23 protein-coding genes are annotated in these 22,859 nt (G+C 49.9%); 9 read left to right on the top strand and 14 right to left on the bottom strand.

Features of this window, described 5'->3' with window-relative positions:
• The first annotated feature begins 25 nt into the window (after nt 1-25).
• The gene (gene yobB, locus A1SC_RS18435; protein ID WP_016261948.1) at nt 26-682 is read left to right on the top strand and encodes a carbon-nitrogen hydrolase family protein YobB; all 657 of its coding nucleotides are present in this window, start codon (nt 26-28) and stop codon (nt 680-682) included.
• Nucleotides 683-706: 24 nt separating this feature from the next.
• Nucleotides 707-1,369 (top strand): exodeoxyribonuclease X, encoded by a 663-nt coding sequence (exoX, locus tag A1SC_RS18440; protein WP_000944296.1) that lies wholly within the window; start codon nt 707-709, stop codon nt 1,367-1,369.
• On the opposite strand, the gene ptrB is transcribed toward exoX, so the two are convergent.
• The 4 genes from ptrB to yebG all read right to left on the bottom strand — a co-directional run bounded on the left by ptrB (nt 1,366) and on the right by yebG (nt 5,314).
• The gene (gene ptrB / locus A1SC_RS18445) at nt 1,366-3,426 is read right to left on the bottom strand and encodes an oligopeptidase B (protein ID WP_016248631.1); all 2,061 of its coding nucleotides are present in this window, start codon (nt 3,424-3,426) and stop codon (nt 1,366-1,368) included. The genes exoX and ptrB overlap by 4 nt on opposite strands.
• Before the next feature lie 208 nt (nt 3,427-3,634).
• Nucleotides 3,635-4,294 carry a tellurite resistance TerB family protein gene (locus A1SC_RS18450; RefSeq protein WP_016261947.1) on the bottom strand — a complete coding sequence of 220 codons (660 nt, stop codon included), beginning with the start codon at nt 4,292-4,294 and terminating at the stop codon, nt 3,635-3,637.
• A gap of 306 nt (nt 4,295-4,600) precedes the next feature.
• Nucleotides 4,601-4,957 carry a protein YebF gene (gene yebF / locus A1SC_RS18455; RefSeq protein WP_016248629.1) on the bottom strand — a complete coding sequence of 119 codons (357 nt, stop codon included), beginning with the start codon at nt 4,955-4,957 and terminating at the stop codon, nt 4,601-4,603.
• A 66-nt stretch (nt 4,958-5,023) separates the two neighbouring features.
• Nucleotides 5,024-5,314: a DNA damage-inducible protein YebG gene (gene yebG / locus A1SC_RS18460; RefSeq protein WP_016248628.1), complete on the bottom strand. Its 291-nt coding sequence runs from the start codon at nt 5,312-5,314 to the stop codon at nt 5,024-5,026.
• A gap of 141 nt (nt 5,315-5,455) precedes the next feature.
• Between yebG and purT the strand changes: the two genes are divergently transcribed.
• A complete protein-coding gene (gene purT, locus A1SC_RS18465) occupies nt 5,456-6,634 on the top strand; it encodes a formate-dependent phosphoribosylglycinamide formyltransferase (RefSeq protein ID WP_001516260.1) in 1,179 nt (392 codons plus the stop codon).
• Between the two features lie 55 nt (nt 6,635-6,689).
• On the opposite strand, the gene kdgA is transcribed toward purT, so the two are convergent.
• From kdgA to A1SC_RS0121215, 4 genes are all read right to left on the bottom strand, one after another.
• On the bottom strand, nt 6,690-7,331 hold the full coding sequence (gene kdgA / locus A1SC_RS18470; protein WP_000800529.1) for a bifunctional 4-hydroxy-2-oxoglutarate aldolase/2-dehydro-3-deoxy-phosphogluconate aldolase: 642 nt from the start codon (nt 7,329-7,331) through the stop codon (nt 6,690-6,692).
• 37 nt (nt 7,332-7,368) lie between these two features.
• Complete coding sequence (gene edd / locus A1SC_RS18475; protein WP_001516259.1) at nt 7,369-9,180, bottom strand: phosphogluconate dehydratase; 1,812 nt, start codon at nt 9,178-9,180, stop codon at nt 7,369-7,371.
• A 234-nt stretch (nt 9,181-9,414) separates the two neighbouring features.
• Nucleotides 9,415-10,890, bottom strand: coding sequence for a glucose-6-phosphate dehydrogenase (gene zwf, locus A1SC_RS18480; RefSeq protein ID WP_000301721.1), 1,476 nt, complete (start codon nt 10,888-10,890; stop codon nt 9,415-9,417).
• A gap of 15 nt (nt 10,891-10,905) precedes the next feature.
• Nucleotides 10,906-11,205: a hypothetical protein gene (locus A1SC_RS0121215; protein ID WP_000155615.1), complete on the bottom strand. Its 300-nt coding sequence runs from the start codon at nt 11,203-11,205 to the stop codon at nt 10,906-10,908.
• 22 nt (nt 11,206-11,227) lie between these two features.
• Here A1SC_RS0121215 and hexR point away from each other — a divergent pair, with 22 nt between their 5' ends.
• Together hexR and pyk are read left to right on the top strand one after the other, a co-directional pair.
• A complete protein-coding gene (gene hexR, locus A1SC_RS18485; RefSeq protein WP_016261946.1) occupies nt 11,228-12,097 on the top strand; it encodes a DNA-binding transcriptional regulator HexR in 870 nt (289 codons plus the stop codon).
• A gap of 126 nt (nt 12,098-12,223) precedes the next feature.
• Entirely contained in the window at nt 12,224-13,666 is a 1,443-nt protein-coding gene (pyk, locus tag A1SC_RS18490) for a pyruvate kinase (protein ID WP_000091161.1), read from the top strand.
• Between the two features lie 154 nt (nt 13,667-13,820).
• Here pyk and lpxM read toward each other — a convergent pair whose 3' ends face one another.
• From lpxM to znuA, 3 genes are all read right to left on the bottom strand, one after another.
• On the bottom strand, nt 13,821-14,792 hold the full coding sequence (gene lpxM / locus A1SC_RS18495) for a lauroyl-Kdo(2)-lipid IV(A) myristoyltransferase (RefSeq protein WP_016261945.1): 972 nt from the start codon (nt 14,790-14,792) through the stop codon (nt 13,821-13,823).
• 118 nt (nt 14,793-14,910) lie between these two features.
• A complete protein-coding gene (mepM, locus tag A1SC_RS18500; RefSeq protein ID WP_001184055.1) occupies nt 14,911-16,233 on the bottom strand; it encodes a murein DD-endopeptidase MepM in 1,323 nt (440 codons plus the stop codon).
• Nucleotides 16,234-16,248: 15 nt separating this feature from the next.
• A complete protein-coding gene (gene znuA / locus A1SC_RS18505) occupies nt 16,249-17,181 on the bottom strand; it encodes a zinc ABC transporter substrate-binding protein ZnuA (RefSeq protein WP_010376204.1) in 933 nt (310 codons plus the stop codon).
• 78 nt (nt 17,182-17,259) lie between these two features.
• On the opposite strand from znuA, the gene znuC reads away from it, so the two are divergent.
• On the top strand, nt 17,260-18,015 hold the full coding sequence (gene znuC, locus A1SC_RS18510) for a zinc ABC transporter ATP-binding protein ZnuC (RefSeq protein ID WP_001516255.1): 756 nt from the start codon (nt 17,260-17,262) through the stop codon (nt 18,013-18,015).
• Complete coding sequence (gene znuB, locus A1SC_RS18515) at nt 18,012-18,797, top strand: zinc ABC transporter permease subunit ZnuB (RefSeq protein ID WP_000571466.1); 786 nt, start codon at nt 18,012-18,014, stop codon at nt 18,795-18,797. Before znuC ends, znuB begins: the two co-directional genes overlap by 4 nt.
• Nucleotides 18,798-19,634: 837 nt before the next feature.
• Here the strand turns inward: znuB and A1SC_RS18520 are convergent.
• From A1SC_RS18520 to A1SC_RS18530, 3 genes are all read right to left on the bottom strand, one after another.
• Nucleotides 19,635-20,081 (bottom strand): YcgN family cysteine cluster protein, encoded by a 447-nt coding sequence (locus A1SC_RS18520; protein WP_001516253.1) that lies wholly within the window; start codon nt 20,079-20,081, stop codon nt 19,635-19,637.
• A gap of 91 nt (nt 20,082-20,172) precedes the next feature.
• The gene (locus A1SC_RS18525; RefSeq protein WP_000284291.1) at nt 20,173-20,832 is read right to left on the bottom strand and encodes a fumarylacetoacetate hydrolase family protein; all 660 of its coding nucleotides are present in this window, start codon (nt 20,830-20,832) and stop codon (nt 20,173-20,175) included.
• Nucleotides 20,833-20,903: 71 nt separating this feature from the next.
• Nucleotides 20,904-21,197 carry a YcgL domain-containing protein gene (locus tag A1SC_RS18530; RefSeq protein WP_001516252.1) on the bottom strand — a complete coding sequence of 98 codons (294 nt, stop codon included), beginning with the start codon at nt 21,195-21,197 and terminating at the stop codon, nt 20,904-20,906.
• 128 nt (nt 21,198-21,325) lie between these two features.
• Between A1SC_RS18530 and minC the strand changes: the two genes are divergently transcribed.
• Entirely contained in the window at nt 21,326-22,021 is a 696-nt protein-coding gene (gene minC, locus A1SC_RS18535; RefSeq protein WP_001516251.1) for a septum site-determining protein MinC, read from the top strand.
• Nucleotides 22,022-22,044: 23 nt separating this feature from the next.
• Complete coding sequence (gene minD, locus A1SC_RS18540; protein ID WP_000101053.1) at nt 22,045-22,857, top strand: septum site-determining protein MinD; 813 nt, start codon at nt 22,045-22,047, stop codon at nt 22,855-22,857.
• Nucleotides 22,858-22,859: the final 2 nt, after the last annotated feature.

Raw genomic sequence — 22,859 nt, 5'->3', positions numbered from 1 at the left:
CGGACACTGTGAAAAGGAAGTCATCATGTCATACAGGAAAGTCGCAGCAGCACAATATGAGCCTCGTAAAGCCTCACTCACTGAGCAGGTAGCCCATCATCTGGAGTTCGTGAGGGCTGCCGCCAGACAGCAGTGTGAACTTTTGGTTTTCCCCTCGCTTTCTCTACTGGGATGTGATTATAAACGACGCCCTCTTCCTGCCCCGCCCGACCTCTCGCTATTAGACCCGCTTTGTTATGCCGCAATGACTTATCGAATGACCATTATTACCGGCCTTCCCGTTGAATATAACGATCGATTTATTCGTGGAATTGCCGTATTTGCACCGTGGATGAATGCGCCAGCAATTTATCATCAAAGTCACGGAGCATGCCTGGGGCGACATTCCAAAACCATCACGGTGGTGGATGGACAACCTGAAGGTATTGATATGGACCCGAGCTGCTCACTCTTTACCACCGGTCAGTGCATCAGCGAGCCAGATTTATTGACTTCTACTCGCCACTTACAATTTTTCTCACATCAATATTCCATCGCTGTTCTAATGGCTAATGCCCGCGGTAATAGTGCATTGTGGGATGAATATTGTCGCCTCATCGTCCGCGCCGATTACGGTTCGTTATTGTTAGTTGGTCAGCGCACATCGCAGGGTTGGCAAGGCGATATCATTCCATTACGCTAGGCGTTTTCGACCCGGAGTTTTGCCATGTTGCGTATTATCGATACTGAAACCTGCGGTTTACAGGGAGGGGTCGTGGAGATTGCCTCTGTTGATGTTGTTGACGGGAAAATCGTTAACCCTATGAGTCACCTGGTTCGCCCCGACCGCCCTATCACTCCGCAGGCTATGGCGATCCACCGTATTACTGAAGCCATGGTTGCTGACAAACCGTGGATTGAAGACGTGCTCCCACACTACTACGGTAGTGAATGGTATGTCGCCCACAACGCCAGCTTTGACCGCCGTGTACTGCCTGAAATGCCCGGTGAGTGGATCTGCACGATGAAATTGGCCCGTCGTTTGTGGCCGGGGATCAAGTACAGCAACATGGCGCTGTATAAAACACGTAAGCTCAATGTGCAAACGCCGCCGGGGCTGCATCACCACCGTGCGCTGTATGACTGTTACATCACCGCGGCCTTACTTATCGATATTATGAACACATCCGGCTGGACGGTAGAACAAATGGCGGATATCACCGGGCGTCCGTCATTGTTAACGACATTCACGTTTGGCAAGTATCGCGGCAAAGCGGTATCAGAAGTTGCAGAGCGCGATCCGGGCTATCTGCGCTGGTTGTTTAATAACCTCGACAGTATGAGCCCGGAACTGCGTTTAACCTTGAAGCACTATTTGGCGGATGCTTAAGCCGCTGGCTGACCAGGTAATGTTCCCTGCGCCAGCGCGACCAGAAAAGCATATTCCATTGCCACACCTTCGTAAGATTTAAAGCGACCGGATTTGCCGCCATGCCCCGAGTCCATGTCGGTACATAACAGCAACAGATGGTCGTCTGTTTTAAGCTCGCGCAATTTAGCCACCCATTTTGCCGGTTCCCAGTATTGCACCTGTGAATCGTGTAAACCTGTCGTCACCAGCAAATGTGGGTAAGCCTGCGCCGTGACATTGTCATACGGGCTGTAGCTTTTCATGTACTCGTAATATTGTAGATCCTGCGGATTCCCCCACTCTTCAAACTCGCCCGTAGTGAGCGGAATCGACTCATCAAGCATCGTCGTCACCACATCGACAAACGGCACCTGGGCAATAACGCCGTGGAACAATTCTGGTCGTTCATTGATAGCGACCCCCATCAACATGCCACCCGCGCTACCACCCATCGCATAACAGAGCGAAGGAGAACCGTAACCCAGCTTTAACAGTGCGTCGCAGGCATCAAGATAATCATTGAAAGTATTTTTCTTTTTCAGGAACTTGCCATCTTCGTACCACTGCTGTCCCAGTTCACCACCGCCACGAACATGCACAATGGCGTAGACAAAGCCGCGATCCAACAAACTCAGGCGACTAAAACTGAAATCGGCATCAATACTTGCGCCGTAAGAACCATATCCGTACACCAGCAGCGGGTTGTGCCCTTTGCGGAAATGTTTGCGATGATAAACCAACGAAACCGGAACTTCGACGCCATCACGGGCGGTGATCCACAGGTGTTCACTACGGTAATTCTCTGCATCAAAACCGGGCACTTCAGTTTGTTTTAATACGCGGCGTTCACCGGTGTCCATATCCAGTTCAAACAGCGTGTCTGGCGTGGTCATGGAGGAATAGCCGTAACGCAATCGCGAAGTTTCAGGTTCCGGATTATAGGCAATCCAGGTGACGTAAGCCGGATCGTCAAAAGCAATACCGATAACTTCCCGCGTTTTGCGATTGATTTGCCGCAGACTGGTTAACCCACGCTGGCGCTCTTCAACCACCAGCCAGTCGGTAAACAGCGTAAACCCTTCCAGCATGATGTTATCGCGTGGCGGAATTAACTCTTCCCACTGCTGCTCTTCACGCATTCGGGTACGATATAAACCAAAGTTTTTGCCGTTACGGTTAGAGCGTAGATAAAAGCGGTGCTGATAATGATCGAGACTGTATTCGTGATCTTTACGCCGCGGCAAAAAGACAAACGGTTCTGCATCGGCCAGCTCGGCATCCAGCAGACGAACTTCACTGGTCGTGGCGCTGGCAAGGTGAATAACCACATAGTGTTTTGATGTCGTTTTATGCAGACTGACATAAAACGTATCGTCTTTTTCTTCGTAGATCAGTTTATCTTGCGATGCCGGAGTCCCGATGGCGTGCCGCCAGACCTGATAAGGCAGCAGAGTTACCGGATGCTTACGCACATAATAAAAAGTCCATGAGTCATTCGCCCAGACAAAGCTGGGTTCCACATTATCCAGCAGTTCGGGATACCAGTTGCCCGTTTCAAGATTGCGAAAACGGATGCCGTACTGGCGTCGGGAAAGGAAATCTTCTGCCAGCGCCATAATGGTGTTATCGGGCGTTATAGCCATGCCGCCCATAGAATAAAATTCACTGTGTGCCGCCCGCTTGTTGGCATCAAGCAACGTTTCCCATTCGTCCCACTCTTCAGTGAATGCAGACTGGCGTTGATAAATGGCATATTCACTGCCGGGTTCATAAATATGCCGGTAACGATAACCGTTTTTAATATAAGGCGCAGAGACTTCTCTTTGCGGGATACGCTCAATGATTTCTTTTAGTATCCGATCCTGCAGGGCTTGTTGCGAAGCCATCACCTGGTGCCCGTAACTATTTTCCTGTTGCAGGTAATTCAGTACTTCCGGCTGCGAGCGCGTGTCGTCCCGCAACCAGTAGTAATTGTCGATACGCGTATCACCATGAAGCGTCATGGCATGGGGAATTCGAGCAGCTTTTGGTAGCATGTTATTGTTCTTTCTGGTTGAAGCATCTTATAAGGGTGGCAAAACTCACCCGGGATGCAAGCGAAACAGGACAGTCATTGCAGCGATGATGACACGTTATGAAGTGAAAATCGAAAGGTAGCAGGCAGATAAAATCAGTCGGTTCAACTAGCTGTGCGAGTTTGTATAGCCCGAAAAACGTAAATATAGGGCTATACAGAGAGAAGGATTATTCAGACAAAGTACGCTTTTGCTGTTCGAGATCGCGTTCGATCCCTTCGCGAACATCCTGGGGAATTTTCAGCGCGTCGCCCAGTGCATTCAGGTAACTACGCTCCATAAAATGGTCAATATCAATAGCTGCACAGCTCAGGAAATAGATTTCCAGCGCCTCTTCTTCGTTTCGAACCCCCAGGGCCAGACGCTGAGGAGCCAATGGCTGTTCGATTGCCTGCTCGATAAGAACACGGCCCTGCTCTTCTACACCCGCTTCACGCAATTGCTGATCGATAGCCGCACGTTCTTTGGCATCAATATGACCATCACTTTTAGCGGCAAATACCAGCGCGAGGATCAAACGTTCCGTGCGCTCATCCAGCGGCGTGCTCTGGGTGCCGAATTGCGGTTCGTTCTGGTGCGCCGCGCGAATTTTATCTTTGTATTTGTTCCACAGCACCGTACCAGCCACCGCGCCACCGCCTACCAGCAACGCGTTCGTGCCATACTTCGTTAAAAGTTTACGTGCTGATTTATTCGCTACCAGTAACCCAGCCAGCCCGCCTAATGCGCCCGGCACTAAAAGTTTGCCCAATCCCTGATCCGTAGACGAGGAGGTAGAAGAACTGTTTTGCCCGAGAAGGGATTGCAGTTGATTTAACCAGTTAGCCATGTTTGCTCCTCAATAACCATTTTAATGCCTGTAGCATAGCGGATGAGGATGTCAGAAAGTGTATATTGAGGCAAAAGATGCGCAAATTAGCGGACAGCAAGGAAGCCAGCCACGGAAAATGGTGATCGGGTTATTTAGGGTAATTGCGATGGTAGAGGTTTGTAGCCGTAATTGGAGTTGCCTTATGCTGATTGCCTGATGCGACGCTGTCGCGCCTTATCAGGCCTGCAGGATCTGGTGCGTTATAGAGCGGATAAGACGCTCGCGCCGCATCCGCCAGGGGTTATGTGCAATGACTGACAGCAATTAACGACGCTGGTAATCCGCCATTCCCGCTTTACAGTCCACATTAACCAGATAATGAATATCAGCGCTTTTACCACGCACTGTCAGCGGAACTGACCATTTATCATCTTTACCCTGAATATCCTGCACACTGACCCACGCTACCGGATCGGCCTGACCAACGATTTTTTGATCGTCTGCCCAGCGCGCGACGCGGTTTTGTTGATAATCGCGTTTTACACTCGCAGCGATTCCGGCTGCATCCAGACCTTCACACTTTGGGAAAGTGACCGACTTGCTGGCTTCGTTATTTGCAGCGAAAACTGATGCACAGGCAGAAAGCAGTAACAGCCCCAACAACGCCCCTCTTTTTTTCATGTTTTTCTCCATAGCACAATGATTCAGGAGAAAGCATGGTACAAATTATCAGGAGCGCAAGTGGCTTCAGGCGGCGTGTGTCTCATCTGCCACATCAGAGCGACTACCGACCACCTGGGGAGACGGTAATTTACCAGTTTTCAGAATCGTGCTAAGCACATCTTTCTGTTCTGCCAGCCACAGCGAAAGCGCTTCACGTTGCTCGTCTTCCATTTGTACTGGAGAACTTGTCAGCCAGGTGTCGAGCAGATCCGCCGTATCAAGCATTTTGTCATAAGCATCGGCTTCCTTTTTGCTGGTAAACGACATCTTCTCTTCGCCCTCACGAATGACTACGTATTTAATTTCAACCGCCATTTGCAGCCTCTCACAATAACTGTAATTTTATACAGTATAATTCTTTTCGGTCTTGAAATCAACACGAGCAATCAAGCAATAAAGACATACGCAAACGTTTTCGTTTATACTGCGCGCGGAATTAATCAGGGGATATTCGTTATGACGTTATTAGGCACTGCGCTGCGTCCGGCAGCAACTCGCGTGATGTTATTAGGCTCCGGTGAACTGGGTAAAGAAGTGGCCATCGAGTGCCAACGCCTCGGTGTAGAAGTGATTGCGGTCGATCGCTATGCCGACGCGCCAGCCATGCATGTCGCGCATCGTTCTCATGTCATCAATATGCTGGATGGCGATGCGTTGCGCCGTGTGGTTGAACTGGAAAAACCGCACTATATCGTGCCGGAGATCGAAGCTATTGCCACCGATATGCTGATCCAGCTTGAAAAGGAAGGGTTGAATGTTGTCCCCTGCGCTCGTGCGACTCAGCTAACGATGAATCGCGAAGGGATCCGTCGCCTGGCGGCAGAAGAACTTCAGCTTCCCACTTCAACGTATCGTTTTGCCGATAGCGAAAGTCTTTTCCGCGAGGCGGTTACCGCCATTGGCTATCCCTGTATCGTTAAACCGGTCATGAGTTCTTCCGGCAAGGGGCAGACGTTTATTCGCTCTGCCGACCAGCTTGCTCAGGCGTGGGAGTACGCCCAGCAAGGTGGTCGCGCCGGGGCGGGCCGCGTGATTGTTGAAGGCGTGGTTAAGTTTGACTTTGAGATTACCCTACTAACCGTCAGTGCGGTGGATGGCGTCCATTTCTGTGCACCAATAGGTCATCGTCAGGAAGATGGTGACTATCGCGAATCCTGGCAACCGCAGCAAATGAGTCCACTGGCTCTGGAACGTGCGCAGGAGATTGCCCGCAAAGTGGTGCTGGCGCTGGGCGGCTATGGTCTGTTTGGTGTGGAGTTGTTTGTCTGTGGCGATGAGGTGATTTTCAGTGAAGTCTCCCCTCGCCCGCATGACACCGGGATGGTGACGTTAATTTCTCAGGATCTCTCGGAATTTGCCCTGCATGTACGCGCGTTCCTCGGACTGCCTGTTGGCGGGATTCGTCAGAATGGCCCTGCCGCTTCTGCTGTTATCCTGCCGCAACTGACCAGTCAGAATGTCACGTTTGATAATGTGCAGAATGCCGTTGGCGCAGGTTTGCAGATTCGTTTATTTGGTAAGCCGGAAATTGATGGCAGCCGTCGTCTGGGTGTGACGCTGGCTACAGCGGAGAGCATTGATGAGGCAATTGAACGCGCGAAGCACGCCGCCGCACAGGTGAAAGTACAAGGTTAAGTCCGTCAGAAACACGCTGCAAAAATGCCCGATCATGGATCGGGCATTTTGACTTTTACAGCTTCGCGCCTTCTACTGCTTCACGTGCCAGCTTAGTGATGCGGTCGTAATCGCCTGCTTCCAGCGCATCCGCCGGAACCAGCCATGAACCACCGATACACAGCACGCTTTTCAGCGCCAGGTAGTCACGGTAGTTAGCCGGAGAAATACCACCAGTCGGGCAGAAACGAACCTGGGAGAACGGGCCTGCGATCGCCTGCAGTGCTTTCACGCCGCCATTAGCTTCCGCCGGGAAGAATTTGAACTCTTTCAGGCCGTAGTCCATACCCAGCATCAGTTCAGAAACAGTGCTGATACCTGGAATCAGAGGAATGGAGCCTTCAGTCGCTGCTTTCAGCAGTGGTTCAGTCAGACCCGGGCTAATGGCGAACTGTGCGCCTGCTTCGGTCACTTCTGCCAGTTGCTGTGGGTTCAGCACAGTACCAGCACCCACAATCGCTTCCGGTACTTCTTTGGCGATTGCACGGATAGCATCAACTGCACACTCGGTACGCAAAGTCACTTCCAGAACGCGCACGCCACCAGCAACCAACGCTTTTGCCATTGGCACCGCGTGTTCCAGTTTGTTTACCACAATAACCGGTACAACCGGGCCAGTGGTCAGGATTGATTCTGCACTTGTTTTCCAGTTTTTCATCAGAGTTTTCTCTCGCCTGATTACAAATTTTGTCGTCTTAAAAAGTGATACAGGTTGCGCCCTGTTCGGCACCGGACAGTTTTTCACGCAAGGCGCCGAATAATTCACGTCCTGTTCCTACGCGTGACGCGCTCAGGTCAGGAATGTGTGGTTCGCGAGCAGCCAGTTCCGCTTCGTCTACCAGCAACGTCAGTTCGCCTGTCTGTCCATTCACACGAATGATGTCTCCATCGCGCACTTTCGCCAGTAACCCGCCATCGTAGGCTTCTGGTGTTACGTGGATAGCTGACGGCACTTTACCTGAAGCACCGGAGAGGCGTCCATCGGTAACTAACGCAATTTTGAAACGCCGGTCCAATAATACACCAAGTGGCGGCATGAGTTTATGTAATTCTGGCATTCCGTTCGCTTTTGGCCCCTGATGACGAACAACAACCACACAATCACGGTCCAGCAAACCCGCTTCAAAGGCTGGCATAACGTCATGCTGGCTCTCGAAAACAACCGCAGGCGCTTCAATTACCTGGTTTTCAACGGGTACAGCGGAGGTTTTCATAACCGCACGGCCCAGGTTACCGCTTAACACTTTTGTCCCACCATGATGAGAGAAAGGTTGTTCGAAGGAAGCGATCACATTGCTGTCGAGCGATTTTTCTGCACCTTCTCGCCAGTCCAGCTCACCGTTATTCAGCCACGGCTCGAGGGTATAACGAGAAAGACCAAAACCCGCTACCGTATTCACATCTTCATGCAGCAGACCCGCCTTGAGCAGTTCACGCACCAGCACCGGTACGCCCCCCGCCGCCTGGAAGTGATTAATATCGGCCGGACCGTTCGGGTAGAGACGCGCCATCAGCGGTACGACATCAGAAAGATCAGAGAAGTCATCCCAGTTAATCTGAATACCCGCCGCACGCGCCATCGCCACCAGGTGCATTGTATGGTTAGTGGAACCACCTGTTGCCAGCAGCGCCACGATACCGTTCACCACCACTTTCTCATCAATCATCTTACCGATTGGCATCCATTCATTACCATTGCCGGTCATGCGTGTAACCTGGCGCGCAGCGGCTGCAGTTAATGCATCACGCAGTGGAGAGTCCGGATGAACAAAAGAAGAGCCTGGCAACTGCATCCCCATAAATTCAACCACCATCTGATTGGTGTTGGCTGTACCGTAAAAAGTACACGTACCCGGCGCATGATAAGACGCGGCTTCTGACTCCAGCAGCGCCATACGATCCACTTTTCCTTCAGCATAAAGCTGGCGAATGCGAACTTTCTCTTTGTTTGGCAAACCACTTGCCATCGGGCCTGATGGCACAAATACCGCAGGCAGATGACCGAACGACAGTGCAGCCATCGTCAGCCCTGGGACAATCTTGTCGCACACGCCGAGGAACAGCGCGCCATCAAACATGTTATGAGACAGCCCCACCGCCGCCGACATGGCAATCACTTCGCGGCTTAACAGCGACAGCTCCATTCCGTCCTGCCCCTGGGTGACACCATCGCACATCGCCGGAACACCCCCCGCCACCTGGCCGACCGCGTTAGCTTCATGCAGTGCTTTACGAATGATCTCTGGATAATGTTCATAAGGCTGGTGGGCAGAGAGCATGTCGTTGTAGGAGGTGATAATGGCGATATTGTTACGCAACATGCTTTTCAGGGAGGCTTTGTCTTCTGGCTGGCAAGCGGCGAAACCGTGTGCCAGATTACCGCATGCCAACTGCGAACGATGAACGGTCGAGGTTTTCGCTTGTTCGATCCGGGCGAGATAAGCAGAACGAGTCGCGCGCGAACGTTCAATAATTCGATTTGTTACGCGTAACAATTGTGGATTCATAAAGGCTCCTGAAATTGAGTTGTCAGAGCAGGGTGATTCACAATGCGTTTCACTCAAGAAAAATATGACTGAAACGCCTGTAACCGGAGCTCATAGGGCAGAAACGTTTCAGTGAGTGTAATAAAAAAAGCCTCGTGGGTGAATCCACACGAGGCTCAAAAGTGTAAAAATTACTCTACAATCTGTGCAAGATCATGTTACCGGTAAAATAACCCGTAAGGATAAGTCGAGACATTACTCAAACTCATTCCAGGAGCGACCGTCACGGGTAATCATCGCCACCGAGGCAACCGGGCCCCAGGTTCCGGCCTGATACGGTTTCGGCGCATCGTTGTCCATCGCCCATGCTTCAGTAATGGAATCTACCCATTTCCACGCTTCTTCCACTTCATCGCGACGCACAAACAACGCCTGAATACCGCGCATCGTTTCCAGCAACAGACGCTCATAAGCATCAGCCAGATGCGTCTGATTAAAGGTTTCTGAATAGCTCAGATCCAGTTTGGTGATTTGCAGATTATGTTTGTGATCAAGACCAGGGACTTTATTCAACACCTGGATATCCACGCCCTCATCGGGTTGCAGACGAATAGTCAGTTTGTTCTGCGGCAGATCCTGCCACGACTCTTTGAACAGATTCAGTTCTGGTGTTTTGAAATAGACCACAACTTCAGAGCATTTTGTCGGCAGACGTTTACCTGTTCGCAGGTAGAACGGCACGCCAGCCCAACGCCAGTTATCGATGTCGACGCGGATAGCCACGAAGGTTTCCGTGTTACTGCTTTTATTCGCACCCTCTTCTTCCAGATAGCCTGGTACTTTTTTGCCCTGAGCGAAGCCTGCGGTGTATTGCCCGCGTACTGTTTTTTCACGCACATTGGTGCGGTCAATTCGACGCAATGACTTCAGTACTTTCACTTTTTCATCACGGATGCTGTCGGCGCTCAGGTCGGACGGCGGAGACATCGCAATCATGCAAAGAATTTGCAGCAGGTGGTTCTGGATCATATCGCGCATCTGACCGGCTTTATCAAAATACCCCCAGCGCCCTTCGATTCCGACCTCTTCTGCCACCGTGATCTCAACATGATCAATGGTGCGATTGTCCCAGTTGTTCACAAACAGAGAGTTAGCAAAACGCAGCGCCAGCAGGTTCAGTACCGTTTCTTTACCCAGATAGTGGTCGATACGGTAAACCTGGCACTCCTCGAAATATTCGCCTACCTGATCGTTAATTTCACGCGAAGTCGCCAGTGATGTTCCCAGCGGTTTTTCCATGACCACGCGAGCAGGTTTAGCATTCAGTTTTGCCTCACCCAGCCCTTTGCAGATCGCACCAAAGGTGCTTGGTGGCATGGCAAAGTAGTTAATGGTGATACGATTTTTTTGATCCAGCATCGCGCCAAGGCGGTTGAATGCGGCCGTGTCATTGACATCAAGATTACAAAAATCCAGACGCGCACTCAGGGTATCCCACAGACCTTCATCAATGGTTTCTTTCATGAAGGTTTCAAGCGCCTCGCGGACAACTTTGGTATATGCCGCTTTATCCCAGTCAGCACGCCCTACGCCGATAATCCGGGTGTCCGGGTTGAGCTGACCGGCTTTTTCCAGTTGATACAGGGAAGGCAGCAATTTACGACGCGCAAGGTCGCCTTTCGCGCCGAAAATGACCAGGTCACAGGCCTGGGCTGTTTGCGTTACCGCCATGTCATTCTCCTTAAGTTAACTAACCCGGTACTTAAGCCTGGGTATATTTGTAATTTTCTTACGGTGCACTGTACTGCTTTTACGGGCTTGCGAAAACTGTAAACGCTTATCCACCCGTGCGATTACAGCAAAAGCGCGCAAAGTGCGGCAAAACTGATAAAAAAACCATCGTTTTCCATTGGGTAAAAATCTGACACTGATCATGTTATGAAAAAAAATAACAACTTTTTTATCTGCTTTTGTCATTAACCCAGCACACAGGCGTAATATCTGACAAAACTGCATTTCGATTTCTTTCAGTGCGGAAATCGTCATTACCCGTGAGTCTCTTTACATCATGAATATGCTGGAAAAAATCCAGTCTCAACTGGAACAGTTGAGCAAATCAGAACGCAAAGTTGCCGAGGTCATTCTTGCTTCGCCCGACAACGCGATCCATTCGAGTATTGCTGCTCTGGCGCTGGAAGCCAATGTTAGCGAGCCGACGGTGAATCGTTTCTGTCGCAGCATGGACACTCGCGGTTTTCCTGATTTTAAACTGCATCTGGCGCAAAGTCTGGCGAATGGCACTCCTTATGTTAATCGCAACGTCAATGAAGATGACAGCGTTGAATCATACACAGGGAAAATATTTGAGTCGGCAATGGCTACTCTTGATCACGTCCGTCACTCGCTGGATAAATCCGCCGTCAATCGTGCCGTTGATCTCCTCACCCAGGCGAAGAAAATTGCCTTTTTTGGATTAGGTTCTTCCGCTGCCGTTGCCCACGATGCGATGAATAAGTTTTTTCGCTTCAATGTTCCGGTGATCTACTCGGACGATATCGTACTGCAACGAATGAGTTGTATGAATTGTAGTGATGGTGACGTCGTTGTGCTGATTTCCCACACCGGCAGAACAAAAAATCTGGTTGAACTGGCGCAACTGGCGCGAGAAAACGACGCAATGGTGATTGCCCTCACCTCAGCGGGAACGCCACTCGCCCGGGAAGCAACGCTGGCAATTACCCTCGATGTACCGGAAGATACTGACATTTATATGCCCATGGTCTCTCGACTTGCACAGTTGACCGTGATAGATGTGCTGGCAACAGGATTTACTTTGCGACGCGGAACAAAATTCAGAGATAACTTGAAGCGGGTCAAGGAAGCTCTCAAGGAATCGCGTTTTGATAAGCAGTTACTTAATTTAAGTGACGATCGCTGAAACGATAGTCACTGTTCTATCCTTATACGACATTCGCATGTGTTTAATTTAGAACCGTTATCGTTTTAATTTATGCGAATTTCATGTTCAAGCAACACCTTGTTGTTTCAGTCAACGGAGTATTACATGTCCAGAAGGCTTCGCAGAACCAAAATCGTTACCACGTTAGGCCCGGCTACTGATCGCGATAATAACCTTGAAAAAGTTATCGCTGCCGGCGCAAACGTTGTACGTATGAACTTTTCTCACGGCTCGCCTGAAGATCACAAAATGCGCGCAGATAAAGTTCGTGAAATTGCCGCAAAACTGGGGCGTCATGTGGCTATTCTGGGTGACCTTCAGGGGCCAAAGATTCGTGTATCTACCTTTAAAGAAGGTAAGGTGTTCCTCAACATTGGGGACAAATTCCTGCTGGATGCTAACCTGGGTAAAGGTGAAGGCGATAAAGAAAAAGTCGGTATCGACTATAAAGGTCTGCCTGCTGACGTCGTGCCTGGCGACATCCTGCTGCTGGACGACGGTCGCGTACAGTTAAAAGTGCTGGAAGTTCAGGGCATGAAAGTGTTCACCGAAGTCACTGTCGGTGGCCCTCTCTCTAACAATAAAGGGATCAACAAACTCGGCGGCGGTCTGTCGGCTGAAGCACTGACCGAAAAAGATAAAGCTGATATTCAGACTGCCGCACTGATTGGCGTGGATTATCTGGCAGTTTCCTTCCCGCGCTGTGGCGAAGATCTGAACTATGCCCGCCGTCTGGCACGCGACGCAGGTTGTGATGCGAAAATTGTCGCCAAGGTTGAACGTGCGGAAGCCGTTTGCAGCCAGGATGCAATGGACGACATTATCCTCGCCTCTGACGTGGTGATGGTCGCACGCGGTGACCTCGGCGTTGAAATTGGCGATCCGGAACTGGTCGGCATTCAGAAGGCCTTGATCCGTCGTGCGCGCCAGCTTAACCGTGCGGTAATTACAGCGACCCAGATGATGGAGTCAATGATCACCAACCCGATGCCAACCCGTGCAGAAGTTATGGACGTGGCAAACGCCGTGCTGGATGGTACTGATGCCGTGATGCTGTCTGCGGAAACCGCTGCGGGCCAATACCCTTCAGAAACAGTTGCTGCGATGGCGCGCGTTTGCCTGGGTGCTGAAAAAATCCCGAGCATTAACGTTTCTAAACACCGTCTGGACGTTCAGTTCGATAATGTGGAAGAAGCAATCGCCATGTCCGCGATGTATGCAGCTAACCACCTGAAAGGGGTTACCGCTATCATCACCATGACCGAGTCTGGTCGTACCGCGCTGATGACCTCCCGTATCAGTTCCGGTCTGCCAATTTTCGCCATGTCTCGTCATGAGCGTACCCTGAACCTGACTGCGCTTTATCGTGGTGTCACGCCGGTCTATTTTGACAGTGCAAGTGATGGCGTAGTTGCGGCCAGCGAAGCGGTAAATCTGCTGCGCGATAAAGGCTATCTGATGTCCGGCGACCTGGTCATCGTCACCCAGGGCGACGTAATGAGTACCGTGGGTTCTACCAATACCACGCGTATTTTAACTGTTGAGTAAGTAAGTTGCCGGATGCGGCGTAAACGCCCTATCCGGCCTACAACACCTTGATAATTCAAAAGATTACAAATCGTCTGTAGGCTCGATAAAATTACTCATCAGGCAAACTTGAACTTATCAACTAACGGAAGCCTCTCCTCGTGAGAGGCTTTTTTTATTTGATGGGATAAAGATCTTTACGTTTATACGGCTGGATTTCACCAGGCTTCCGGGTCTTGAGCAATTTTAAAATCCAGGTGTATTGTTCTGGTCGCGGACCAACAAAAATCTCGACTTCTTCATTCATCCGCCGCGCAATCGTATGATCATCCGCTTCTGACAAGTCGTCCATCGGCGGGCGCACCTGAATCGTCAAACGGTGCATCTTGCCATCATAAATCGGAAACAGCGGTACGACGCGCGCACGACACACTTTCATCAAACGACCAATCGCGGGCAGCGTCGCTTTATAGGTTGCAAAGAAATCAACAAATTCGCTGTGCTCCGGGCCATGATCCTGATCGGGCAAATAATAGCCCCAGTAGCCCTGACGAACCGACTGGATGAACGGTTTAATGCCATCATTTCTCGCGTGAAGACGTCCGCCAAAACGACGACGCACGGTGTTCCAGACATAATCAAAAACTGGATTGCCCTGATTATGGAACATTGCCGCCATTTTCTGTCCTTGCGAGGCCATCAACATGGCGGGGATATCCACTGCCCAGCCGTGCGGCACCAGAAAGATCACTTTCTCGTTGTTACGCCGCATCTCTTCGATGATCTCCAGCCCCTGCCAGTCGACGCGCGGCTGAATTTTCTCCGGCCCACGTATCGCCAGTTCCGCCATCATCGCCATCGCCTGGGGCGCTGTGGCAAACATCTCATCAACAATCGCTTCGCGTTCGGCTTCGCTACGTTCCGGAAAACAGAGGGACAGGTTGATCAACGCACGACGGCGCGAGCTTTTTCCCAGTCGTCCGGCAAAACGCCCGAGTCGCGCCAGAATGGGATCGCGGAATTTCGGAGGTGTTAAAGCAATACCGGCCATCGCCGCCACGCCCAACCAGGCTCCCCAGTAGCGCGGATGGCGAAAGGATTTATCAAACTCAGGAATGTATTCACTATTATTTTTTTTCGTTTCCATGCTTTTCCAGTTTCGGATAAGGCAAAAATCAATCTGCTGATAGTGTAGCGGCGCAATTTGCCCCGCACCAAATAAAAAAGCCGGTACTGACTGCGTACCGGCTGTGAATGGATGTTAATTAATCAAACAGTAGCTGCGGCACAATCTCTTTGGCCTGCGCCAGGAACTCGCGACGATCGGAACCTGTCAGCCCTTCGGTACGCGGCAGTTTCGCCGTCAGCGGGTTTACAGCCTGCTGGTTGATCCATACTTCATAGTGCAGGTGTGGTCCGGTTGAACGCCCGGTGTTACCGGATAGCGCGATACGATCGCCACGTTTCACCTTCTGCCCCGGTTTCACCAGAATCTTACGCAAGTGCATATAACGCGTGGTATAGCTACGACCATGACGGATCGCAACATAATAACCTGCAGCGCCACTGCGTTTGGCTACCACCACTTCACCGTCACCCACCGAAAGCACCGGTGTACCCTGTGGCATCGCGAAATCAACACCTCTGTGTGGTGCAACACGACCAGTTACCGGGTTCAGACGACGCGGGTTAAAGTTAGACGAGATGCGGAACTGTTTCGCCGTCGGGAATCGCAAGAAACCTTTCGCCAGGCCAGTACCGTTACGGTCATAGAACTTGCCATCTTCAGCGCGGATTGCGTAATAATCTTTGCCTTCAGAACGCAAACGCACGCCCAGCAACTGGCTTTGCTCACGTTTGCCATCAAGCATTTCACGCGACATTAATACAGCAAATTCATCGCCTTTTTTCACCTTCCGAAAGTCCATCTGCCACTGTAGCGCTTTGATCACTGCGCTCACTTCAGCGCTGGTCAAACCAGCATTTCTGGCGCTGGCAACAAAGCTCGACCCAACGGTGCCTTTCAGTAGATTATTAACCCACTCCCCTTGCTGCATTTCGCTGGTCATTTTAAAACCATTAGCAGCAGTGCGATCATAGGTACGGGTTTCGCGGCGAGAAACTTCCCAGGTCAGACGCTGTAAATCGCCCTCTGCGGTTAATGTCCAGGAGAGTTGTTGACCAATTTTCAGGTTACGCAGATCTTTATCCGCAGCAGCCAGTTGGGTGATATCACCCATCTCAATACCATATTGATTGAGGATGCTACTTAGCGTATCGCCTGTGGAAACGACATATTCATGCACACCCGCTTCACCAGCGGTTTTGTCGTCCAGTTCGTCCTGCGGAATGGCTTCATCTTCTTGTGCGGTTTGATCAATCGGTTCACTGGCTTCAGGTAAGAGTGAACGGATTTCGTTCTGTTCCAGCTCAATTGTTTTGACAATTGGCGTGGCGTCGCGGTGGTAAACATAGGGCCGCCAGACAGCGACGGCCAGGGTAAGAACGGTGAGCGACCCCAGCATAACGCGGTGTGGTCGCGGTAAATTATTAAACGCCAGGGCGACAGAGCGGGCTATCTGTTGCACGTAATCACTTCCTCATTAATCTCCTTTCAGGCAGCTCGCATACTGGTTGGCTAATTGATTCAGAAACTCTGAATAACTTGTTTTACCCAGTTTGATATTCGTCCCAAGGGGATCCAACGTTCCCATACGAACGGATGTCCCTCGTGCGACGCTTTCAACGACCGCTGGCCTGAACTGTGGCTCAGCAAAAACGCAGGTTGCTTTTTGCTCAACCAACTGTGTTCTTATTTGATGTAAACGCTGCGCGCCCGGTTGAATCTCTGGGTTAACGGTAAAATGACCAAGCGGTGTCAGTCCGAATTGTTTTTCGAAGTAGCCATAAGCATCATGAAAAACGAAATAACCTTTTCCCTTGAGCGGCGCGAGCTCATTACCAACCTGTTTATCGGTTGCAACTAATTGTGCCTCAAAATCCTTCAGGTTGGCGTCAAGTTTGGCTCGACTTTGCGGCATAAGTTCCACTAATTTTCCATGGATTGCAACCGCTGTAGCCCGCGCTATCTCTGGGGAAAGCCAAAGATGCATGTTGAAATCGCCGTGATGGTGATCTTCGTCACTTTTTTCCGCGTGGTTATGATCATCATCATCGTCGTGAATACTTTTCATCAGCAGCGGTTTTACATTCTCAAGCTGCGCAATCGTTACCTGTTTCTCCTCTGGTAATTTGCTCACCGGCTTTTGCATAAACGCTTCCATCTCCGGGCCAACCCAAACGACTAAGTCCGCGTTCTGTAAGCGTTTTACATCCGATGGACGCAGTGAATAATCGTGTTCAGAAGCACCGTCCGGAAGTAATACCTCGGTCTCTGTTACCCCATCAGCAATGGCGGAAGCGATGAATCCGACAGGTTTAAGCGAAGCAACAACGGCGGCATTTGCGGCCTGTGTTGCGCCCCCCCAGAGAGCAGCGGATAATGCTGCGAAAAGAAGCGTTTTTTTATGTAACATAATGCGACCAATCATCGTAATGAATATGAGAAGTGTGATATTATAACATTTCATGACTACTGCAAGACTAAAATTAACATGACAAGTCTGGTTTCCCTGGAAAATGTTTCGGTCTCTTTTGGCCAACGCCGCGTCCTCTCTGATGTGTCGCTGGAACTTAAACCTGGAAAAATTTTGACCTTACTTGGGCCGAACGGTGCCGGTAAGTCGACGCTAGTGCGGGTTGTGCTCGGACTGGTAACACCTGATGAAGGTGTTATCAAGCGCCACGGAAAACTGCGCATCGGATATGTGCCGCAGAAGCTGTATCTCGACACCACGTTGCCACTAACTGTAAACCGTTTCTTACGCTTACGCCCCAGTACACATAAAGAAGACATTCTGCCTGCACTGAAACGCGTTCAGGCCGGGCATCTGATTGACGCGCCAATGCAAAAGCTCTCTGGTGGTGAAACGCAGCGTGTATTGTTGGCACGCGCGTTGTTAAATCAACCGCAATTATTAGTGCTGGATGAACCTACTCAGGGCGTGGATGTGAATGGTCAGGTTGCGCTGTACGACCTTATTGACCAACTGCGCCGCGAACTGGATTGCGGCGTTTTAATGGTGTCTCACGATCTGCATCTGGTGATGGCCAAAACCGATGAAGTACTTTGTCTGAATCATCACATCTGTTGTTCCGGCACACCGGAAGTCGTTTCCCTGCATCCGGAATTTATTTCGATGTTCGGACCTCGGGGTGCTGAACAGCTAGGTATCTATCGCCATCATCATAATCACCGCCACGATTTACAGGGGCGAATTATTCTGCGTCGGGGAAATGACCGCTCATGATTGAATTATTATTTCCCGGTTGGTTAGCCGGGATCATGCTGGCCTGTGCTGCAGGTCCGCTGGGTTCGTTTGTTGTCTGGCGTCGTATGTCTTATTTCGGTGACACGCTGGCTCATGCGTCTTTACTGGGAGTCGCGTTTGGTTTGTTACTGGATGTGAATCCTTTCTATGCGGTGATTGCGGTTACGCTGCTGCTGGCGGGCGGCCTGGTATGGCTGGAGAAGCGCCCACAACTTGCGATCGATACGTTATTGGGAATTATGGCGCACAGTGCATTGTCGCTGGGTCTGGTCGTCGTCAGCCTGATGTCTAACATTCGCGTTGACTTGATGGCATACCTGTTCGGTGATTTGCTGGCAGTAACACCGGAAGATCTTATCGCTATTGCGATTGGCGTGGTTATCGTGGTGGCGATTCTGTTCTGGCAATGGCGCAATTTACTGTCGATGACGATTAGCCCGGATCTGGCGTTTGTTGATGGTGTGAAATTACAGCGTGTGAAATTGTTGTTGATGCTGGTGACCGCATTGACGATTGGCGTAGCAATGAAATTTGTTGGCGCGTTGATTATTACCTCGCTGTTGATTATTCCTGCGGCTACTGCGCGCCGTTTTGCCCGCACGCCGGAACAGATGGCTGGTGTCGCTGTTGTAGTAGGAATGGTTGCTGTAACGGGCGGTTTAACATTTTCCGCGTTTTACGATACGCCAGCAGGCCCCTCGGTGGTGTTGTGTGCAGCGCTGTTGTTCATTCTCAGTATGATGAAAAAGCAGACCAGCTAAGTTGCGACTGGCACTATACAGTGCCAGTTTCATCAACCAGGCCACCACATTGCGGACATAATCAAAAAAACATACCGTTAAGAACGATCGAACAGTGAGAACATAAATCTGTATATGTTCTGAATGAGACCCGTGTTCGGGTTCGACGAATTAAACGGCTATATTAGCAAATCTCCTTTTACAGCTATTCTCCCTCTCAAAAAAGCGAAATCAGATCAAACCCCTCTCACTTGTGAGGGATATTATCGTCTCTCTGGAAAATGCCCGTACAGGCAGATACATAATCTCTGGAAACTGGTAATAAACACAGTAGTGTGGCACGGCGAAATATATGTATTAACAGGGGAAATATTTATACAAAAAATGGATAATTACCATCAAATGCAATCTTGCGATTAAAGATCATTTCACATCATCAGAAACAGAAAGCGGTATACGGATGATCAATCTTAGGCAGGCCGTTATTAATGTGCTGATAATTCAGATGGCTTTTACCAGAATAGGTAAATAACCTTATATTGAGGTTCATCTTCGTTCCTCACTTGATGGCAAGAAATAACAAAGGTGGTAAACGGCATGCACCTGGCTCATTTGGTGCTAACTGAAACAACACTCTAAAAAGAGCAGCTATGTGTTTGTAACGTGTACAAATCAAGGCGCACATTTGCTTGTAGAGCACTAAGCGCAGGTCATTGCTGCACAAATGGGGCAGATTTCTGCTCAGATGGGTGTCAGACAATAATGGCAATCCACTGGCAATTCTGGATGCTAATTTCAGTTCTGATGCACCAACAATGCCCCATGCACAAAACAAGTAATCCCTTCGGTTTCAGTTGCTCACTGTGCCCAGTCAGGTTTATTGAGTATATGATCCTGCCAGTCGATCACTTCTGATTCTTTCACCGCGATATGACGTACGGAGATTCGCTCACCATGCATTGCCGCTTTCGAACCGGTAATCAGTGGGTGCCACCCAGGCAATGCCTTCCCTTCCGCCAGCAACCGATAAGCACAGGTCATCGGTAGCCATTCGAATGTTGGCAGATTCTCACGGGTTAATTTAATGCAGTCAGGTTCAAACTCGAAGCGGCGTTCGTAGTTACGACATTGACAGGTTTTAATATTAAGCTGACGGCAAGCGACGTTAGTGAAGTAGATTTCGTCAGTATCTTCATCCATCAGTTTATGCAGACAGCACTGACCACAACCATCACACAACGACTCCCATTCTGCATCGCTCATTTCATCCAGGGTTTTACTTTGCCAGAAAGGTATATCGCTCATCAGGTGTTCCGCCATTACGTTAAAACGCACCTTATAACCAGTCTGGCACAGCGTTGCAAGTATTGCCGCCTCTTTCAGGCGGCAAAAAGTATTACAAAACGCGAGTTGTCAACGAATGACTACCGAAAGTGATGATCAGTTCATCACCGCTGTGTAGTGGACCAACACCATCAGGCGTGCCTGTTAGTACAACGTCACCAGGCTTGAGGGTAAAAAACTTGCTCATATAAGCAATCAGCGGAACGATTTTATGGATCATATCTGCCGTTGTACCCTGTTGACGAACGACACCATTTACACTTAAGCCTAGCGACGTATTTTGTGGATCGCCAGTGAACTCTGCAGCGGGAATAAACCCGGACAGTGGGCAAGAGTTATCAAACCCTTTAGCTTTTTCCCATGGCTGCCCGGCTTTCTTCATCTTTCCCTGAACATCACGTAATGTCAGATCGAGCGCCACACCATAACCGGCAATGGCTTTGCGTACATGCTCTTCCGTGGCCTGGCGTAGCGTCGCGCCGATCAACACCGCCAGTTCAACCTCATGATGAACCGCACCGAAATCAGAGGGGATGGCCAATGGCTGGCGCAGATCGCACAGTGCCGTTTCGGGTTTAATGAACAACACTGGCTCTTCAGGCACTTCACTCCCCATCTCTTTAATATGTTTGGCATAATTACTGCCAACACAGACCACTTTACTCACCGGATAATCCAGCAGCGCACCTTGCCAGTTGTGATGTTGATACATAACGTTCCTCTCACTTCATCGTGGTTCTTAAAACCCGCTCCGACAAATATGGTGCCACCGCCGGATATCGGTTATTTTTTAGTGCTGTCTGTATTTTTCGCCATCACAGAAAGATGTTGCTTCAGCAAATCCTCGGGAGGTGGTGGCAATTGAAGATAATAGCCATGCTCAGCTAATGCCTGTTTAACTTTCTCAATATCGGCATTTACCAGTTTCTTTCTCCCGTCCAATGGAAGAATCATCGCAAGTTGAGGTTGACCAAAACCTTTCATCAGCTCCTCTGGAACACGCGAAAAGTCGTCTTTTTTTTCAACATATAAATAGGTCTGGTCACGTTTGCTACTTCGATAGATCACACAAAACATAATTTTACTCTGAATAAATGGGGGGGTGACTTGCCTCAATATAATCCAGACTATAACATGCCTTATAGTCTTCGTAATATCATCGCACGCTGATGATGATGGTAATTAGCTAATTGAGTAAGGCCAGGATGTCAAACACGCCAATCGAGCTTAAAGGTAGCAGCTTCACCTTATCTGTGGTTCATCTGCATGAGGCAGAACCTAAGGTTATTCATCAGGCGCTGGAAGACAAAATCGCTCAGGCTCCCGCATTTTTAAAGCATGCCCCCATCGTACTCAATGTCAGTGGCCTCGAAGAACAGGTCAACTGGTCTGCAATGCATAAAGCTATCTCGGCAACGGGCTTGCGGATCATTGGTGTCAGTGGCTGCAAAAATGCGAAACTGAAAGCTGAAATCGAAAAAATGGGGTTGCCAATCCTGACTGAAGGAAAGGAAAAAGCGCCGCGTCCAGCTCCTGCCCCCCAGGCTCCTGCGAAAAATACAACGCCGGACACAAAAACGCGCTTAATAGATACCCCAGTGCGTTCCGGTCAGCGCATTTATGCGCCACAATGTGATCTAATTGTTACAAGCCATGTTAGCGCAGGGGCAGAATTGATCGCAGATGGTAACATTCATGTCTATGGCATGATGCGCGGTCGTGCGCTGGCGGGGGCAAGTGGTGATCGGGAAGCACAAATATTTTGTACGAGCCTGATGGCAGAACTGGTCTCTATCGCAGGTGAATACTGGCTGAGTGATAAAATCCCAGCAGAATTTTATGGCAAAGCGGCACGGCTGCAATTAGTCGAAAACGCTTTGACCGTTCAATCGTTAAATTGATCCCTTTTTAACAAGGAATTTTTATGGCACGCATTATTGTTGTTACTTCGGGGAAAGGGGGCGTTGGAAAGACAACCTCCAGCGCGGCCATCGCCACTGGTTTGGCCCAGAAGGGAAAGAAAACTGTCGTGATCGATTTTGATATCGGCTTGCGTAATCTCGACCTGATTATGGGTTGCGAGCGCCGGGTCGTTTACGATTTCGTCAACGTCATTCAGGGCGATGCAACGCTAAATCAGGCTTTAATTAAAGATAAGCGTACTGAAAACCTCTATATTCTTCCGGCATCACAAACTCGCGATAAAGACGCCCTTACCCGCGAAGGGGTCGCCAAAGTTCTTGATGACCTAAAAGCAATGGATTTTGAGTTTATTGTTTGTGACTCACCGGCGGGTATTGAAACCGGTGCATTAATGGCGCTCTATTTCGCAGATGAAGCTATTATAACCACGAACCCGGAAGTCTCATCAGTTCGTGACTCAGACCGTATTTTAGGTATTCTGGCGTCGAAATCCCGTCGAGCAGAAAACGGTGAAGAACCGATTAAAGAGCACCTGCTATTAACGCGCTATAACCCAGGCCGCGTTAACAGAGGCGACATGTTGAGCATGGAAGACGTACTGGAGATCCTGCGCATCAAGCTCGTCGGCGTGATCCCAGAGGATCAATCAGTATTGCGCGCCTCTAACCAGGGGGAACCGGTTATTCTCGATATCAACGCCGATGCGGGTAAAGCCTATGCTGATACCGTAGAACGTCTGTTGGGAGAAGAACGCCCTTTCCGCTTCATTGAAGAAGAGAAGAAAGGTTTCCTCAAACGCTTGTTCGGAGGATAAGT

The sequence above is a fragment of the Escherichia sp. KTE52 genome, from assembly GCF_000408325.1.
Lineage (GTDB): Bacteria > Pseudomonadota > Gammaproteobacteria > Enterobacterales > Enterobacteriaceae > Escherichia > Escherichia marmotae.
This window is presented reverse-complemented; position numbering and strand designations above follow the sequence as displayed.

Excerpts from the sequence above, each read along its gene's own strand:
- yobB (WP_016261948.1), top strand. The coding sequence starts at position 26 with ATGTCATACAGGAAAGTCGCAGCAGCACAATATGAGCCTCGTAAAGCC.
- exoX (WP_000944296.1), top strand. The coding sequence starts at position 707 with ATGTTGCGTATTATCGATACTGAAACCTGCGGTTTACAGGGAGGGGTC.
- ptrB (WP_016248631.1), bottom strand. The coding sequence starts at position 3,426 with ATGCTACCAAAAGCTGCTCGAATTCCCCATGCCATGACGCTTCATGGT.
- A1SC_RS18450 (WP_016261947.1), bottom strand. The coding sequence starts at position 4,294 with ATGGCTAACTGGTTAAATCAACTGCAATCCCTTCTCGGGCAAAACAGT.
- yebF (WP_016248629.1), bottom strand. The coding sequence starts at position 4,957 with ATGAAAAAAAGAGGGGCGTTGTTGGGGCTGTTACTGCTTTCTGCCTGT.
- yebG (WP_016248628.1), bottom strand. The coding sequence starts at position 5,314 with ATGGCGGTTGAAATTAAATACGTAGTCATTCGTGAGGGCGAAGAGAAG.
- purT (WP_001516260.1), top strand. The coding sequence starts at position 5,456 with ATGACGTTATTAGGCACTGCGCTGCGTCCGGCAGCAACTCGCGTGATG.
- kdgA (WP_000800529.1), bottom strand. The coding sequence starts at position 7,331 with ATGAAAAACTGGAAAACAAGTGCAGAATCAATCCTGACCACTGGCCCG.
- edd (WP_001516259.1), bottom strand. The coding sequence starts at position 9,180 with ATGAATCCACAATTGTTACGCGTAACAAATCGAATTATTGAACGTTCG.
- zwf (WP_000301721.1), bottom strand. The coding sequence starts at position 10,890 with ATGGCGGTAACGCAAACAGCCCAGGCCTGTGACCTGGTCATTTTCGGC.
- A1SC_RS0121215 (WP_000155615.1), bottom strand. The coding sequence starts at position 11,205 with ATGACGATTTCCGCACTGAAAGAAATCGAAATGCAGTTTTGTCAGATA.
- hexR (WP_016261946.1), top strand. The coding sequence starts at position 11,228 with ATGAATATGCTGGAAAAAATCCAGTCTCAACTGGAACAGTTGAGCAAA.
- pyk (WP_000091161.1), top strand. The coding sequence starts at position 12,224 with ATGTCCAGAAGGCTTCGCAGAACCAAAATCGTTACCACGTTAGGCCCG.
- lpxM (WP_016261945.1), bottom strand. The coding sequence starts at position 14,792 with ATGGAAACGAAAAAAAATAATAGTGAATACATTCCTGAGTTTGATAAA.
- znuA (WP_010376204.1), bottom strand. The coding sequence starts at position 17,181 with ATGTTACATAAAAAAACGCTTCTTTTCGCAGCATTATCCGCTGCTCTC.
- znuC (WP_001516255.1), top strand. The coding sequence starts at position 17,260 with ATGACAAGTCTGGTTTCCCTGGAAAATGTTTCGGTCTCTTTTGGCCAA.
- znuB (WP_000571466.1), top strand. The coding sequence starts at position 18,012 with ATGATTGAATTATTATTTCCCGGTTGGTTAGCCGGGATCATGCTGGCC.
- A1SC_RS18520 (WP_001516253.1), bottom strand. The coding sequence starts at position 20,081 with ATGAGCGATATACCTTTCTGGCAAAGTAAAACCCTGGATGAAATGAGC.
- A1SC_RS18525 (WP_000284291.1), bottom strand. The coding sequence starts at position 20,832 with ATGTATCAACATCACAACTGGCAAGGTGCGCTGCTGGATTATCCGGTG.
- A1SC_RS18530 (WP_001516252.1), bottom strand. The coding sequence starts at position 21,197 with ATGTTTTGTGTGATCTATCGAAGTAGCAAACGTGACCAGACCTATTTA.
- minC (WP_001516251.1), top strand. The coding sequence starts at position 21,326 with ATGTCAAACACGCCAATCGAGCTTAAAGGTAGCAGCTTCACCTTATCT.
- minD (WP_000101053.1), top strand. The coding sequence starts at position 22,045 with ATGGCACGCATTATTGTTGTTACTTCGGGGAAAGGGGGCGTTGGAAAG.